Below are 13,449 nucleotides of genomic sequence, written 5' to 3'. Positions count from 1 at the left end.
ATCAGGTCACCACTTCGAAGGAGAGCTGGGGAAGCCGATTGCCGTAGGGCGTGATGTGGAAGCGTTCGAGAACGATATAGGCGAGCCCGCGATAGGCTGGGGTGTTCGCCACGCCCTCGACGGCTTGGATCAGGGGATCCGGCCCCTGCGAACCGGAACCGGTGTAGACGCGCATGTCGGATACATGGGCTGGATCGAGTGCATTGCCGTCCGCAAAGGCGCGTGGCACCGAGGCGATCGGCCCCAGGCAGAGCCCGACCGCCACGTCGCAATAATAGTGGTATTCCACGGTCGTTGTCGTCGTGCTGCCGCCACCGCCGCCCTTGCCACTACCACCGACGGTCTCGGTCGTGGTGCGCGTCTCCTCCTCGAAGCCGCGCATCCAGATGATGTTCGAGGAAAGGCGCCCCTTGCCGTAGAGCGCCGGGATCACGCTGCCATAGCTTGACGACTGGACGCGCAGGTCCTGCAGCCGTGCGCCGTAGATCGTCTGATCGGGCGTGCCCGAGCCGAAGATCTGCTGGTCGACCATGCCTCCGACATAGCCGCCGATCGCGCCGCCAATGGCGCCACCGATGCCGGGCAGCAGCAGATTGCCAAGGACGTAACCGCCGATTGTGAGTACGATGCGGGCCATGAATCTATAGCGACCGATCAAAAGAGCAAGGAAGGCAGGAGCGACGTCTCGAAGTGAATCGCACCGGGCTCCTGGACAGGCCAACTATTGAGATGGTCGAGCCGCTATGCCGGCTACTTCCGGGAGCACCCATGAGTTTGTTCGATAATGCGGTCGAGTCCATTCAGATTGGGGTCGAGGATTTCTTGAAGAATGACGACCGCCGTGTGCTGTCGGCCGTTCGCAACATTCACGCTGGCATCCTCCTGTTGTGCAAAGAAAAGCTCCGTCGCCTTTCCCCTGACGATGAGATCTTACTGGCGCAGCGCTTCGAACCGCAGCCGACCGCCACTGGCGGAGTGTCGATTGAGGGGGTTGGACGGAATACGGTTGGTCTCGAAGACATTAAGAAGCGCTTCAAGGCATTTGATATTGCCTTTGACTGGAAGGGCTTCGACGCTATCGCCGAAATCCGGCACCATATGGAGCACTCATATTTCAAAGGGTCGCGGGATCGGGCGCGGCAAGCCGTTGCCGAAGCATTTCTCGTCATTCGACAGGTGCTTAAGGTATTGCAGGAAGACCCTCTGAAGGTGCTTGGCGCAGAATGCTGGAATGCACTTCTTGAAAACGCTGAATTGTTCGATGCCGAGCTGCGGGCTTGCAGGCGGACACTTGAGGTGATCGACTGGGAAACTGACGCGGCCGCTCGCGCTCTTTCAGATTTCGCCTGCCCTGCCTGTCGATCGTCGCTGATTCGACAACGTGAAGTTAGCAACATAAACCAGCAAAATACCGTATTAATCTGCTCAGCTTGCGGGACGGAATCGGAGCTTGGTCCCGTTCTTTCTTTGGCCTTCGATGAGGCGTTCGGCGGCGAGGCCCATATTGCTATCAAGGATGGAGGTGAACCGCCTATCGCGACTTGCCCTGAATGTGGCGAGGAGACCTATGTGATTGATGAACGCCGTTGTGCGGCCTGCGACTTTGCCGTTCCAGAAGATGCCGAATGTGCGATTTGCGGCGAAGCGCTGAGCGCCGAGGATTACTACGAACACGATGGCCTTTGCAGCTATCATGCTTACGTGGCAGCGAAGGACGACTGACTTGGCCGCGAACGCAAACATGAATTGAGTGGCTGCCGACATCATCGTGACCGGTGGGTTATCGGATCAGACCCGTTTGTCAAAACTTCAGGAAACCGGAATGCGTGCCGCAGCTTCGGCCGCCAGAAGTCCGAGAAGGAGTGTTCGACCACGCGCCCGGCTTCCTGGTAGCAGTGGATCAAACCGCCTTCGGGCGTGAGGAACGCGCAATGATGCGCAGGGCCTTTGCCGGCACCGAAGAGCAGGATGTCGGCGGGCAGTGCATCGGTCGGGTCGATCTCTTCGGCAACGGCTTTGAAGCCGAGATACATACGCGGCTCGGCGCGGTAGAGATGCCAGGTCGGTGTGTAGTCGAGCGGAATATCGACCTTGCCGATGAACGGTTCGGCGACGCCGCGGATGAAGCCGATGCAGTCGCACCCCGCTCCCTTCACGGCGGCCTGGTGGTGCCAGGGCGTGTCAAGCCATGTGCGGGCCTCGGCGATGACGTCGTCGGGGGTGAACATCAGTCACGCACCGGATAGCTGAACACCTTATCGTTGCCAGGGATGTGCGGCTCGCCCCGGAAGTTCAGGACGTTGGAGAAGCGGCTGTGGCAGGTCTCAATGGTCTTGTCGCAACCTGCGACGAGGCGGACCTGTTCCCCGATCGCAATCGGTCGAGACATCGGTGTGAAGAGCGTCACCGACTGCCCGACCTGGGACAGGATCTCGGTCGCCGCTCCGGCATTCGCGCCGGTGAGGAAGGTGCAGATGCCGAACGTGTAGAAGCCCGACGAGCGTGCCGTCGGCACGATGAAGGTATCGCCGGACGCGACCGCCGAGATGGTGAGCGTGTCGGTGAGCGCTGCAAGATCCACGGTGCATTCGGCCGATCCGAGATCCGTGCGGCAGAGCCGTGAATAGAGCTTGCCGGAGGTCTGCTGCAGCCGATTGGCGATGCCTCTCACTTCAGCTGAAAAGCGTTGATCCGCGCGCTTCACTTCGCCGAGCCAGCCGCGACGCAACAGGACATGCCCCTGCGCGAGATCGGCCCAGTTGACCAGCATGATGTCGATGCGCGCGCCATCGAAGCGTCCCGCCGTCAGGTCCTCGGGCTTCAGGGCGTCATCGTCGAGGAAACCGTCGACATCGAGGTTGTCGACGGAGAGATCGGCGCCAGACTTGATCGCAGAGGGCAGGAAGCCGGTCGAGGCGACGTAGTTGAGGCCGAGATAGGCGATGTCCTGATCGTGGTCGGTGAAGCCGCGCACCCAGCCGTCGGCGCGTTCGAGACGCCAGAGGCAGGCGAGCGTCGTCACCTCGCCGTCGAGATGAGCGGCAAGGCCGGAACTCATGGTCTTCATGGGAGGCGGCTCAAGTCCTGATTTCGACGATCGGGATCGACGAGATCTGCTGAAGGTGGAAGGCGGTCGCGACCACTGGCAGGTGATCGGTGTCGAAGCGGCACGGCACATCGAAGCGGAAGTCCGCATAGGGCGTGGCCCCAGGCGCGGACGGGAACGTCACCCTGCCGGTCAAGTGATCGATGGTGACGCCGACGGGCGAGCCGCTCACCCGCACGATCACCGAGCCGACTTCGGGCTTGGTGATGAGACGGACATCCTCGCCCGGTCCGCTCGGATAGCGTCGCACCAACTGCCAGATGAGCGGGTTGGCGGTCGCCAGCATCGCCTGTCCCGCCGCTTCGAAATCCGTCCAGTCACGGAACCGGAAGCCATAGGCGCGGCCCTTGCGAGCGCGAAAGAAGGCGATCACCTCGGCCATCTGCTCGCGGGTGCGGATGCCGGTGCCGATGTCGTAGCGGGCGCGCGCGGCCTGCCAGTTGATGTTGCGCTGCTCGAAGCCGGAGGCGACCGCGATGATGTCGGTCGAGTATTCTGGACCGCCGGTCGCGCCACGCGCGATCGCATCGGGAAACCGGACATCGTGAAAGCCCATCGGAACATCCGTCAGAGATTGCGCCGCGACCGCTCGATCGCCGCCGCCATCTCGGCGGTGATCTGCGATTGCGCACGCCGGAACGAAGAGGCATCCGGCGTCGAGACGTTGAAGGTCAGCATGATCGGCGAGGACGCTCCTCCGCGACCGCGCTCATAGTCCGCGGCTTCCGTCCGGTTCAGAACCCTCTCGCCGCGCTGGAGGATTGCCGGCATCTCGTCGGGTTTGAGATAGCCGCCGCCGTGAAGCCGCGGCGCGCCTGCGAAAGCGAGAGCCGGCATCATGAGCATGGTCCCGCCGGTCCCGACGAGACCACCCTCGTGAAAGAGGCCCGCGAAAATCTGACCGAAGAAGCCGCCGGTATTCGAGAGCGTCGGCAAATTGCCGCCGAACAGAAAGTTCTTCAGCGGATTGAGGACCGCGAGCTTGATGATCTCGCGGCTGATGTCCTGCAATGCGGAGCGTCCAGCATCCGCCCAGGACTTCCAGTCGGTCTTGCCCTGCGCCAGCACGTCGCCGAAGCGGTCGAGCGCCGAGCCGACCGCGTTTTCGAGGCCGCGATAGGCCGCATCCTGCTTCTGCAGCTCCTGCGTCAGGCGCTCGATACGAACAGCATTCTCGACGATCTTCTGACCTTCCTCGGAGGCGAGATCGATGCCGCGCGAGCGCAGGCCCTGTTCGGCGCGGATTTGGGCTATCACCAGACCGCGCTCGGAGGCACTGCGGCCGACAAGCTCGATCTGTTTTTCGAGAAGCTTGATCTCGTCTTGCTGGTCGAGGATCGCCTGACGCCCCGTGAGCGTTCGCGTCAGTTCCTCGATGCGCCGCGCGCCCGCGAGCGCCGTCTGTCCTTCCGGGCTGTCCTTGTCGATCCCGGCGCGGCGAAGCGCCTGGATCTCGCGAAGGACGGCAAGCTCGTCGCCGCGCTTGGCGACCGAGGCCCCGACGAGCGCCACCTGGCGTTCGAGAAGAGCGATCTCTTCGCGCTGCTCGACAAGGCGCTCCTGGCCGCGCAGGCTTCGGCCGAGGCTCTCGATCTGGCCCGCCGCTTCGACATAGGCGCGTCCTTCGGCGGAAGCGATGTCGATGCCGCGCTGGCGCAGCTCCTGCTCGGCGCGCAGGATCGCCAACGCGCTCGAACGGGCGGCGACGCTCGCATTGACGAGCCCGACTTGCCGCTGCAGCAGTTCGATCTCGCGCCGCTTGTCCTCGATCGCCGAGAGCGCCTGCCCGCGAGCCTCCTCCGCGTTGAGGCGTCCATAGGCTTCACGCAGGCGCTCGATGATCTGCGTCAGCGTCGCGCGCGCATCGCCTTCCGCCAAGGCCTGCGCCGTGATGAGCGGCCGTAGGGCCTGTTCGAGCTGAAGCTGCTGCTGGGCGCGCGACGACGTGATCGTGCCCGAGGCGATGAGATCGTTGACCCGACGGCGTGCGTCCGCCTCGAGGCCCAGATCCTGAACCTGTTTGGCGGCCGTCGCCGCGGTTTCGGCGATCCGCTCGCGCAGGGCCTGGCGGGCGCGGGTTTCGGCGTCGATTCCGTCGCGCGCTTGATCGATCAGCCCTTGCCGTTGGGCCTCAGCCGTCTCGGCGGCAGTCGCGCCTTCGAGGTAGGCCCGAGCGAGCGCCAGCGTCGCCCGGACCGTGACTTCGGTGACATTCGACTGCGACCGCAACGCTTCGGCGGCAATATCCGAGCGGCTGCGGAACGCCTCCGCAGCGACTGCGGCAGTTCCAAGGCCGTCGCGATAGCGGTCGAGTTCGGCCCGGACGCGAGCATAGGCCTGCTCGACCTGCCCAACGTCGGCGAGCTTGGCGCGTGCCTGCGGGTCGGAGAGCGCCGCTCGTAGCGCGGCTTCCTGCTCGCGCAGACGCAGGAGATCGCGATAACCCGGCGTGAGATCCCGCGCGGTCTCTCCAGCGCGGACTGAAAGCTCGTTCGCTCGGGCGTCCGCGGCGATCTCACGGGCGCGGCGCTGCTGTTCGTCCAGCTGCCGTTCGAGTTCCGCAATGCGCTGCTCGACCTGCGGCAGCATGAGGGGCACGAAGCCCGCACTGTTTGCATTCTCCTGAAGCCTGACGCGTTGCCAGCGCAGGAGATCGAGCTCTTCCTCGGGTGTGCGACCATCGACCGCCCGATCGACTGCGCGTCCAATGGCGTTCCAAGCGTTCGAAGCCTGGCGCCTGACATAGTCCCAAGCGCGACCGAAGGCATTGGTCGCCTGTTCGGCATTGGCGAGCGCCGGCATGAGGGCGTTCAGAAGAACGCGCTGCGCTTCCGTCCGGTTGTTCTGCTCGACCAGCGTGCGGATATAGGTCCGCGTGCGGTCGTCGAGGAAGGCGAGACGCTGATTAAGTTCGTCAGCGCCGCGGACCGGATCGGCGAGCGCCCCCGCCAATTGCTCGGCGCCCTGGCGCGTCTCGACGCCAAGGGTGACCGCGAAGTTCAGAGCGATGCCGATCGCCCGACCCATTTCCTCCGCGCCGATCTTGCCGGTGCGGAGGAACGCGACCTCCATCTCGCGCGCCGACGAGACGGACACCCGGCCGGCTTCCGAGGAGGTCCGGGCGATCCGTTCGAGTTCGGCGGTGGTCGAGCCCGAAGCCCGGCCAACGCCCGTGAGGGCCGTGGCGACGGCGCGGGTCGAGGCGTCGTTGGCGATCCAGGCGGCCGTGAGCCCGACCACGGTCCCCGCGACGCCGGCGATGATACCGCCGACCACGCCGATCGCGGAGCCGAGCGTCACGAGCGTCCCCCGCAGACCGCCAAAAGCCTGCGTCACCTGACCACCCTGCTGGAGCAGGATGGTCATGGGCGAGATGCCGGAGCCGAGCGAGGCGACGACATCGTTGAACGTGTATTGCAGCGTCAGGAGCTGCTGGCGCGACAGCGAGCTTGCGCTGCCCACGCCCTTGAGCGCCTTTTCCGTCGCCTCGAAGCGTTGGCGGGCGAGCGTCTGCGCCGCCGCGTGCTCGGTGCTGTTGATGGCGCCGCGCTTGGCGAGCGCCGCATACTCCCCGAGTTCGCGGTTGAGGCGGTCCTGCGCGGCGCCGAGCGGGTCGAGTTCAGCTCGGAGCGCCGCCGCGCGACGAGCGAAGTTTTCGGCCTCGCTTGCCGCCTCCTCGAAGACGGCGGCCGAGTCCCGCGCCGATTTCGAGACGGCATTGTCGACACCGAGGATCGCGTTGAAGCGCTGCTGTGAAGCATCGGCTGCAGTGGCGAGCTTCGCGGTTTCCGCAAGGCGCTTCAGCCGGGCAGTCTGCCGGTCGGTGGCGGCGCCAGCCTGATCGATCGAGCGTTCGACCTGGCCGAATGCCGCCTGTCCGGATCCGGCGACTTCCTCGAAGCCCCGCTTGACCTCCGCCTTGCCTTCGAGCCCGAGGCGGATCGAGACATTGGCGGTGGACATGGGGGTGGATCGGCTTTCCGGACTCAGGCGCCGTCCGTCCCACGCCGATAAGCGGCAACGACGATCGGCTCTATTTCGGGCAAGATGTCAGCAAGGAGCGCGGAGCCGGCTCCCATGGCCTGCGCGAGCGCCAGGATCGCGCCGAAGTCGAGCGCATAGGCTGCGCCCATCACGGCACGGACTTGCCCAGCTGAGCGATGGATCACTTCCCAGGCAAGAAGCCCGTCGCCAGTCTGCGGCTGATTGATCTCATAAGGGCAATCGGGGCACCTGCTCGGACACGCCGAGCAATAGCTTTCGCCCCCGTCGAAGTGCCATGTGGCGAGGGCGATCAGGCGTTTTTTTCATCGAACCCCGTGAGAGCCGGCCCGACATGGAGCCGGTCGAAGGCGTCAAAAGCCGGCCAACAATCCATGAGCTGGTCGATGCGCTCCGGGGTTGGCTTCACCGGCGTACCGTCCTTGTCGCCGATGCCTTCCCAACTCACGATGGTGTGCCGTGCGAGCGCACGGGTGAAGGCCTCACCCGCCGCAATGGTGGCGTCGGCATTGCCTTCCGCCGTGCGCAACACCTCGGCGGCCGCGGCGCGCGCCAGCAGCATCGCGGCGACGGTGATCGGACGCGCAGTGACGCGAACGCCCGGCAGGAGGTCGAGATCGGCAGGCGTGTCCGAAGGGGATCTGGATGCCGCCTGGTCCCTGGATCTGTCGGTCCCCACGCGGCAGGAACACGCGATGCAGCGTCCAGATGAGGGACGCGCTCGGACCCGCCGTCCAGCCGAAGGAGAGTTCGCAAGGCGTCCGGTTCGTCGCCTGATCGACGAGCGTGGTGTCGGCGAAGCGTGTGGTGATCGTGCCTGTCGCAGCGATGATGCCGGGGTCTGCGTCGGCGATGCGCCCGTCCGAGCGAATGACTTCGACCCGTTCGAGATTGTTGGAATAGGCAAGCTCCGCCGAGACGATGTTGCCGAGCGCCACGCCGTTGCGGTTCACCTCGCCCTGGAATTGCGAGAAGCGATCGAGCACCAGGCTCGTGGGCGTTCCAGCTTGCGTGCTCGTCGCGACACTCTCGCCCTGTGCAATGACGTTGATCGTTGCCGAGAGAAGGCCGGAGCGTTGCGCCTGGACCTGGAACCGATTGACCCGCGCGCCATAGGTCATGCCGAAGAAAGGCACGTCGGGCAGCTGCATCTCGATCGCCAGCGACGGCAGGGATTGCGCACCCGAGATGAAGGTGTGGCTGTTGGCGCCGCCGGTGAGTGTCGCGCCCGATGGAGTGCCGTTCGACGTCGCCTGTGCGGCGAGCGTATAGGCATTGCCAGCGACCCCGATCGTGTCATGGGTGATGGTGAGCGTCGTGCCCCCCGTCTGGGCGTAGGTCGCCGCAGCGATCTGCGAGACCACGGAGGCGTTGAGAGCGGTCACGAGGTTCGTCAGGGTCGCCCCGAGATTGGCGCCGATCTGGCTCTCGTTCCCGCTCGGTGAGGTGTTGACGAAGGTCCAGGCGATGCCGTTCAGCGTGATCGTCGAGTTGTTGGCGGGCTGGCTCGCGAACACGATCGAGCCGCTGGCCGCGACTACGGCCGCGCTGGTCGGCGGCCCCATGAGTCCGCGCAGCCAGAAGCCGATATTGCGCTGATCGACCGGGACGACGACGTCGCCCTCGTTGTTGATGACGTCATAGGCTGGCTGCTGCGGCTCCCGCCCGAATCCGAGAAGATCGCTCTCGATCAAGCTTTGCTCTTCGCCGAGATTGGCCGAGACGAAGGGAAGCCTGCGGTAGCCGGAGGCCGGAGGGACTCCGTAGGTCGATTCGAACACGGCCGCGAGGCCGGCGTTCGCGCCGCGTGCGCGCGCCATGTCGATGCTCCTTGGTGGGAATGGTCAGAATTGGTGGTCCGCCTGCGCGGACCGATCCGCGTTCAGCCCAGCGGGTCGGGCGTCGCGTAGATGGCGAGGATCGAGAATTCGGCGACGCGCCCCGGCACCGCGCCAAGCGTCTCGACATCGTCGATCACCGGCGCCTCCGCCTCGACCCAGTCGCAGAGACCCCCGAGCGTGCGGTCGCTGGCAAGTGACGTCCCGATGGCGCCGAGCGTCTGGTCGATGACCGCCTCACGGGTCAGCGTCGCGCTCTCATAGGCCGCGATCTCCACGGGCATGCGGTGGCTATAGAGATAGCTGAGTGGTGACAGCGTCACCTCCGGCTCGCCGGGATCGCCGTCGCGGATGACGACGAGGCCGCCGGGGCCGATCCGTTCCGCCTTGGCGAGATTGCGCTTCACCTCGGCGCCAGGCAGCGCCGCGACGATCCGGGCGGTGACGGCCTTCAGGACCGCTTCGCGTTTCGAGGTCATGGTCTCTTTCCAGGTTGTGCCGGCGGCGACCTTGAAAAGACCTGTTAAGAGGTCTATTTAGAGGTCGATTAAAGGAGACTTCACCATGGCACATGCCGTTCACGCGACCACGGTCGCCAGCATTTCGGACCTGAAGAAGAACCCCATGGGCACCGTTGCTGCCGGCGAAGGGTTCCCCGTTGCGATCCTCAACCGCAACGAACCGGCGTTCTATTGCATCCCGGCCAAGGCCTATGAGGATCTGCTGGAGCGTCTCGAAGACCTCGAGCTGAACGCCATTGCGGACGCGCGCGAAGGACAGGCGATCCACAAGGTTTCGCTCGATGACCTATGAGCTGGCCTTCCTCGACGAAGCGTTGAAGGAATGGCGCAAGCTCGACAGCACCACGCGAGACCAATTCAAGGCCAAGCTCGCCGAGCGGCTGGAAAATCCGAAAGTTCCCTCCGCTCGTTTGCATGGCGCGAAAGAGCGCTACAAGATCAAGCTGCGTAGTGCTGGTTTCCGCCTGGTCTATGAGGTTCGCGATCAGGAGTTGGTCGTTCTCGTCGTGGCGGTCGGCAAGCGCGAGCGCAACGAAGTCTACAAGACTGCCGCACGCCGGCACACGGATTGATCCGGCATCATCCTCGCCAATGTCGGGCGATGAGAGATGGCACCCGGCCAGCCCATGCCCGAGCCGCAGCGTCGACATCGAGGCGCTTGCGCAGGGAGACCTGCGGGACAAGCAGGAAGATCACAGCCGTCGCCTGACCCGTTTTTCTCCGGTTCGGCGCAGCGCGCCCCTTGCTGTTGATGCGGGCATTATCGGCAACAAGCAGCGAAGGGCGCCCGCGACGATAGACGAAGCGCAACCGCATGCCGGTCCTGCGCTCCCAGCCCCCCGGCGTGATGCGCGCCGATCGGCCATTCGCGCCGATGCCGCTCGTTCCAGCCGCAGCTGTCGGGATCGCCAGCCAGAAGCCGTTCTTCGAGCGGATCACCGCTCCACGATCGAAGGCGTCGATCAGCTTGGGCGCCTTCGACCAGACGAAGGCTGCGGCCTCCATGCTCGATCCGGTTTGCGGATAGGTTTTCCCGCGCCACGTCCGCGACAGCCGCTCGCCGAGCCCGGAGGAGACGATGTCCTGACGCAGCGCCTCCTTGAGCCCGGTCGTCGCATCGCGCATCCCGGATGTAACGGCGCTTTCGATCGCCTGTTCGGTGCCCGCGAGCGCCTTGCCGAGATCAGGCATCTGAATTGTCAGGCGCATCTCACAGTTCGACCATTTCGCAGGTCCAGACCATGCCGAGCCGATCGATCATGGGCGTTCCGATCACCTTGAGGGTCGAAGCGCCGATTTCGACCAGGTCGCTTTCGGCCGGCGCCGATATGTCGGATCTCCGGACATCCAGGACGACCGTCGGCAGAACGACGCGGGTGTCGCCAAAGCCATCTGTGACGTCCGGTACCTTGCGAATGATCGCGACGGACGTGCCAGGTCCGACCCCGTCCACCTTCCAGAGCGCGGTCTCGGCAAGGTTGGGATCGGCGAAGAGCACGTCGATCGCAGCGCGGAACGCTTCCATGCGATTTCTTCTTCATCCTGGCCGAGCAGAGGCGCTTAGGCCGTGCCGTTCAGCCGAACGCGCCCGATCGTTTCACCGGCGCCGCTGCCGACGGCCTCGATCGCAGCACCGATTAGCGTATTGGTGCTGGCGGTCTTGGTGACTTCCTTGTTCGTGTTGTCCCAATAGACCTTGTCGCCGACAGACCAGGCTTGGCTCGCAGTCTTCTTCAGGTCGAAGACACCGACGAGATGTGCCTCGACCAGTTCGCCAAGCGCAGCGGAGGCGGTCGCCACGCCGAAAATGGAACCGACGAGGAGACCATCGCCGGAGACGACGGCATAAGGAGCGGCAAGCGTGATCGTGCGCCCGGGCTGGACGTAGTTCTTCATGGCTTCTGTTCCTTGAGTGGAAAGGTGATGACGATCGCGACCGGATCAGGCGCCGGGATTGCGATAAAGGCCGCGCCAGTCGATCGCCTTCGCGCCAAAGTCGAGACGGCACTTGATCTCGACCCCGTCGACATCGAAGCCGTTGCGGGTCTCGATATAGGCGCCCTGCTGACCTTCGAGATAGGCGTATTCGATCGTGTCGATCTGCGCCGGGTTCGCGGCGAGATACCAAGCGGTGGCGCTCGCCGCGTCGAGCCGGGGCTCGGCAATGGGGGTGAGCGTCCGGATGGATTGCGGCACCACATCGCCGGTCTTTGCCGGGACGAGGTTCTGCGCGATGATCTGCTCGGCGGTGAGTTCGAGCGCAGCCGGCACCAGAACATAGGCCGGGCGCACGTTGAGGACGGTCTTCTTGTCGAGGCCGGTCTGCTTCGCCATGGCCGTCCGGCCATCCCCAATCGCGGCGACGCTGAGCGCGGAAGCCGGAGACGCAAGGTTCTTATGGGTCGCGTGGAAGAGCGCGACACCATCCGCCATGTTGGCGTTTGCGGTCACGATGCCCCACACCACATCGCTTTCGAGCGTTGCGATCGCCGTGCCGTACATGGCCGGGATGCGGGTGAAGGCATCGAGATCGTCGTTGATGAGGACCTGGCGGGTGATGGCGACGACACGGCCATAAGTTTCGATGCGATAGCTCTCCTTCGACTCTGCGATGGTGCCGCGCTTGAATTCGCCTCCTTCGTCGACCTTCAGGAGCTGCGGCGCTTCACCGATCTGGACGCGGTTCATCGCTTTGAAGTCGGTGGCGAGGACCTGCCGGCAGAAGGGCATGAACGTCCGCGCATAGACCTCATAGGCCTGGCGCAGCGTCTTGTTGGTCACCGCCGAAAGGATCTCGGGGAAATCCGAGGTCGAATGCAGCGCGCGCGTTGCGATCTCGTCCCGCGAGAGGCCGCGCACGTTGACGCCAGCCGAACTCAGCTGCTCACGGGCGAGTTCGAGCAGCGTCATGCCGCGATATTCCCGTGCCGGATCCGTCAGCGGGAAAAGCGTCGGGGCGTAACGATGGAGAAGCGCATTGGCGACCGCGTCGCGGCGGGTGACACGTTCGTCACGGCCGCCGAGCGGCACGCTGACCTGAGAGGCCACGCGCACCTTGTCCGCCTCCGCCGCCACCTTGTCGAGAATGGCGGCGCGCGCCGTATCGATGGCGACGCCACGCTTCACCAGGTCTTCGGCAAAGCCTCGGTCGAGCGAGAGCCGCCCGGCAAAGTCGTAGATGGTCGCGACACGTTCACGCTCGGTGTCCCGCGCGCGGGACGCGATCGCTTCCGCATCGGGCGCGTTGGCGGCATTGTCCGGGGCCCGCGTGGTTTCGGCCGCGCCGCCGGCGGTTACGGTTTCGATGGTCTCGGTTTCGTCCATGGGGACAGGCTCCTTGCGTTGAGGGGTGGAGGCGCGGATGGGTGTTGACGGGGTCGGCGACGGGTCTGTGCGCGCATCGGCGACGTTGGTCCGCACGATCACGCAGGGAATGAGCGGCGTTCCATTCTCGGCGTCGTGCGAGCGGAAGCCGGCGGCCGGATCGGCGCCAATCGGCACGGCGGAGATCTCGAAAGGCGTCCAGTCGACGGCACGCCAAAGCTCCGGTGCGCCGACCTGCTTCGTCACTTCGAAGCGATGGACCTGGTAGCCGATCGAGACCGCGCGGATGTGCCCGGCTTCGACGTCCCGCCACACGGCTTCCGCGTCCTCGCGCTCCGAGAAGCGAACGCGGGCGAGGCCGCGCCCGTTCTCGATCCTGGCGCTGCCTGGCGCGACAGAGCCGATCACGCTGTCGAGCGCCGAGGCGTCATGGACCTTCAGGAGCGGCGCGCCGCCATTGAGGCGATCGAGCTGGACCGAGCGCGGATCCATGGCGAGTTCTTCGTCGAAGGGATCGCCGAAGAACGGGTGGCGGCGGACACGCGCGCCGGTCGACCAGACGACCTCGATGGTGCGGGCCTCCCGGTCGATCGAGGACGGCAAGAGGTCTGCCGTCCGCATAAGCGGCGGCAGATCGATGTGACGGTTCATGTCGATG

General features: G+C 65.0%; 16 protein-coding genes. 3 read left to right on the top strand and 13 right to left on the bottom strand.

Annotated features, from left to right (window positions below; genetic code table 11):
* Nucleotide 1: 1 nt before the first annotated feature.
* Nucleotides 2-637, bottom strand: a complete 636-nt coding sequence (locus AC6IW9_RS20085) for a hypothetical protein (protein WP_497766628.1) — start codon at nucleotides 635-637, stop codon at nucleotides 2-4.
* Between the two features lie 131 nt (nucleotides 638-768).
* Here AC6IW9_RS20085 and AC6IW9_RS20080 point away from each other — a divergent pair, with 131 nt between their 5' ends.
* Complete coding sequence (locus tag AC6IW9_RS20080; RefSeq protein ID WP_497766627.1) at nucleotides 769-1,722, top strand: hypothetical protein; 954 nt, start codon at nucleotides 769-771, stop codon at nucleotides 1,720-1,722.
* A 41-nt stretch (nucleotides 1,723-1,763) separates the two neighbouring features.
* Here the strand turns inward: AC6IW9_RS20080 and AC6IW9_RS20075 are convergent, their stop codons facing one another.
* From AC6IW9_RS20075 to AC6IW9_RS20040, 8 genes are all read right to left on the bottom strand, one after another.
* Nucleotides 1,764-2,228 carry a C40 family peptidase gene (locus AC6IW9_RS20075; RefSeq protein ID WP_497766626.1) on the bottom strand — a complete coding sequence of 155 codons (465 nt, stop codon included), beginning with the start codon at nucleotides 2,226-2,228 and terminating at the stop codon, nucleotides 1,764-1,766.
* The gene (locus tag AC6IW9_RS20070) at nucleotides 2,228-3,067 is read right to left on the bottom strand and encodes a phage/gene transfer agent baseplate hub protein (RefSeq protein WP_497766625.1); all 840 of its coding nucleotides are present in this window, start codon (nucleotides 3,065-3,067) and stop codon (nucleotides 2,228-2,230) included. The genes AC6IW9_RS20075 and AC6IW9_RS20070 overlap by 1 nt, the downstream gene beginning before the upstream one ends.
* 10 nt (nucleotides 3,068-3,077) lie before the next feature.
* Nucleotides 3,078-3,662: a DUF2460 domain-containing protein gene (locus tag AC6IW9_RS20065; protein WP_497766624.1), complete on the bottom strand. Its 585-nt coding sequence runs from the start codon at nucleotides 3,660-3,662 to the stop codon at nucleotides 3,078-3,080.
* Between the two features lie 11 nt (nucleotides 3,663-3,673).
* A complete protein-coding gene (locus AC6IW9_RS20060) occupies nucleotides 3,674-7,069 on the bottom strand; it encodes a phage tail length tape measure family protein (protein WP_497766623.1) in 3,396 nt (1,131 codons plus the stop codon).
* Nucleotides 7,070-7,092: 23 nt separating this feature from the next.
* Nucleotides 7,093-7,239: a DUF7697 family protein gene (locus AC6IW9_RS20055; RefSeq protein WP_497772569.1), complete on the bottom strand. Its 147-nt coding sequence runs from the start codon at nucleotides 7,237-7,239 to the stop codon at nucleotides 7,093-7,095.
* Between the two features lie 161 nt (nucleotides 7,240-7,400).
* The gene (locus AC6IW9_RS20050; protein ID WP_497766622.1) at nucleotides 7,401-7,670 is read right to left on the bottom strand and encodes a phage-derived protein YdaY family protein; all 270 of its coding nucleotides are present in this window, start codon (nucleotides 7,668-7,670) and stop codon (nucleotides 7,401-7,403) included.
* A complete protein-coding gene (locus AC6IW9_RS20045) occupies nucleotides 7,591-8,928 on the bottom strand; it encodes a phage tail tube protein (protein ID WP_497766621.1) in 1,338 nt (445 codons plus the stop codon). The genes AC6IW9_RS20050 and AC6IW9_RS20045 overlap by 80 nt, the downstream gene beginning before the upstream one ends.
* Nucleotides 8,929-8,990: 62 nt before the next feature.
* Nucleotides 8,991-9,425, bottom strand: a complete 435-nt coding sequence (locus AC6IW9_RS20040) for a hypothetical protein (protein ID WP_497766620.1) — start codon at nucleotides 9,423-9,425, stop codon at nucleotides 8,991-8,993.
* Nucleotides 9,426-9,510: 85 nt separating this feature from the next.
* Here AC6IW9_RS20040 and AC6IW9_RS20035 point away from each other — a divergent pair, with 85 nt between their 5' ends.
* The gene (locus tag AC6IW9_RS20035; protein ID WP_497766619.1) at nucleotides 9,511-9,759 is read left to right on the top strand and encodes a type II toxin-antitoxin system Phd/YefM family antitoxin; all 249 of its coding nucleotides are present in this window, start codon (nucleotides 9,511-9,513) and stop codon (nucleotides 9,757-9,759) included.
* The gene (locus AC6IW9_RS20030) at nucleotides 9,749-10,039 is read left to right on the top strand and encodes a type II toxin-antitoxin system RelE family toxin (RefSeq protein ID WP_497766618.1); all 291 of its coding nucleotides are present in this window, start codon (nucleotides 9,749-9,751) and stop codon (nucleotides 10,037-10,039) included. Before AC6IW9_RS20035 ends, AC6IW9_RS20030 begins: the two co-directional genes overlap by 11 nt.
* A gap of 7 nt (nucleotides 10,040-10,046) precedes the next feature.
* On the opposite strand, the gene AC6IW9_RS20025 is transcribed toward AC6IW9_RS20030, so the two are convergent.
* From AC6IW9_RS20025 to AC6IW9_RS20010, 4 genes are read right to left on the bottom strand one after another with little or no spacing between them, the layout of a single operon-like run.
* Nucleotides 10,047-10,676 carry a DUF6441 family protein gene (locus AC6IW9_RS20025; protein WP_497766617.1) on the bottom strand — a complete coding sequence of 210 codons (630 nt, stop codon included), beginning with the start codon at nucleotides 10,674-10,676 and terminating at the stop codon, nucleotides 10,047-10,049.
* 1 nt (nucleotide 10,677) lies between these two features.
* Nucleotides 10,678-10,992: a head-tail joining protein gene (locus AC6IW9_RS20020; protein ID WP_497766616.1), complete on the bottom strand. Its 315-nt coding sequence runs from the start codon at nucleotides 10,990-10,992 to the stop codon at nucleotides 10,678-10,680.
* A 35-nt stretch (nucleotides 10,993-11,027) separates the two neighbouring features.
* Entirely contained in the window at nucleotides 11,028-11,363 is a 336-nt protein-coding gene (locus AC6IW9_RS20015) for a DUF2190 family protein (protein ID WP_497766615.1), read from the bottom strand.
* A gap of 45 nt (nucleotides 11,364-11,408) precedes the next feature.
* Nucleotides 11,409-13,442: a prohead protease/major capsid protein fusion protein gene (locus tag AC6IW9_RS20010; RefSeq protein ID WP_497766614.1), complete on the bottom strand. Its 2,034-nt coding sequence runs from the start codon at nucleotides 13,440-13,442 to the stop codon at nucleotides 11,409-11,411.
* Nucleotides 13,443-13,449 lie beyond the last annotated feature (7 nt).

The sequence above is a fragment of the Methylosinus sp. shoA genome, assembly GCF_059718125.1.
The sequence above is the reverse complement of the archived record's forward strand: the minus strand, read 5'-3'. Positions and strand labels throughout refer to the sequence as shown.

What these genes read in the sequence shown, in the direction of transcription:
- AC6IW9_RS20085 (WP_497766628.1), bottom strand. Translation starts at nt 637, where the DNA reads ATGGCCCGCATCGTACTCACAATCGGCGGTTACGTCCTTGGCAATCTG.
- AC6IW9_RS20080 (WP_497766627.1), top strand. Translation starts at nt 769, where the DNA reads ATGAGTTTGTTCGATAATGCGGTCGAGTCCATTCAGATTGGGGTCGAG.
- AC6IW9_RS20075 (WP_497766626.1), bottom strand. Translation starts at nt 2,228, where the DNA reads ATGTTCACCCCCGACGACGTCATCGCCGAGGCCCGCACATGGCTTGAC.
- AC6IW9_RS20070 (WP_497766625.1), bottom strand. Translation starts at nt 3,067, where the DNA reads ATGAAGACCATGAGTTCCGGCCTTGCCGCTCATCTCGACGGCGAGGTG.
- AC6IW9_RS20065 (WP_497766624.1), bottom strand. Translation starts at nt 3,662, where the DNA reads ATGGGCTTTCACGATGTCCGGTTTCCCGATGCGATCGCGCGTGGCGCG.
- AC6IW9_RS20060 (WP_497766623.1), bottom strand. Translation starts at nt 7,069, where the DNA reads ATGTCCACCGCCAATGTCTCGATCCGCCTCGGGCTCGAAGGCAAGGCG.
- AC6IW9_RS20055 (WP_497772569.1), bottom strand. Translation starts at nt 7,239, where the DNA reads ATGGGCGCAGCCTATGCGCTCGACTTCGGCGCGATCCTGGCGCTCGCG.
- AC6IW9_RS20050 (WP_497766622.1), bottom strand. Translation starts at nt 7,670, where the DNA reads ATGCTGCTGGCGCGCGCCGCGGCCGCCGAGGTGTTGCGCACGGCGGAA.
- AC6IW9_RS20045 (WP_497766621.1), bottom strand. Translation starts at nt 8,928, where the DNA reads ATGGCGCGCGCACGCGGCGCGAACGCCGGCCTCGCGGCCGTGTTCGAA.
- AC6IW9_RS20040 (WP_497766620.1), bottom strand. Translation starts at nt 9,425, where the DNA reads ATGACCTCGAAACGCGAAGCGGTCCTGAAGGCCGTCACCGCCCGGATC.
- AC6IW9_RS20035 (WP_497766619.1), top strand. Translation starts at nt 9,511, where the DNA reads ATGGCACATGCCGTTCACGCGACCACGGTCGCCAGCATTTCGGACCTG.
- AC6IW9_RS20030 (WP_497766618.1), top strand. Translation starts at nt 9,749, where the DNA reads ATGACCTATGAGCTGGCCTTCCTCGACGAAGCGTTGAAGGAATGGCGC.
- AC6IW9_RS20025 (WP_497766617.1), bottom strand. Translation starts at nt 10,676, where the DNA reads ATGCGCCTGACAATTCAGATGCCTGATCTCGGCAAGGCGCTCGCGGGC.
- AC6IW9_RS20020 (WP_497766616.1), bottom strand. Translation starts at nt 10,992, where the DNA reads ATGGAAGCGTTCCGCGCTGCGATCGACGTGCTCTTCGCCGATCCCAAC.
- AC6IW9_RS20015 (WP_497766615.1), bottom strand. Translation starts at nt 11,363, where the DNA reads ATGAAGAACTACGTCCAGCCCGGGCGCACGATCACGCTTGCCGCTCCT.
- AC6IW9_RS20010 (WP_497766614.1), bottom strand. Translation starts at nt 13,442, where the DNA reads ATGAACCGTCACATCGATCTGCCGCCGCTTATGCGGACGGCAGACCTC.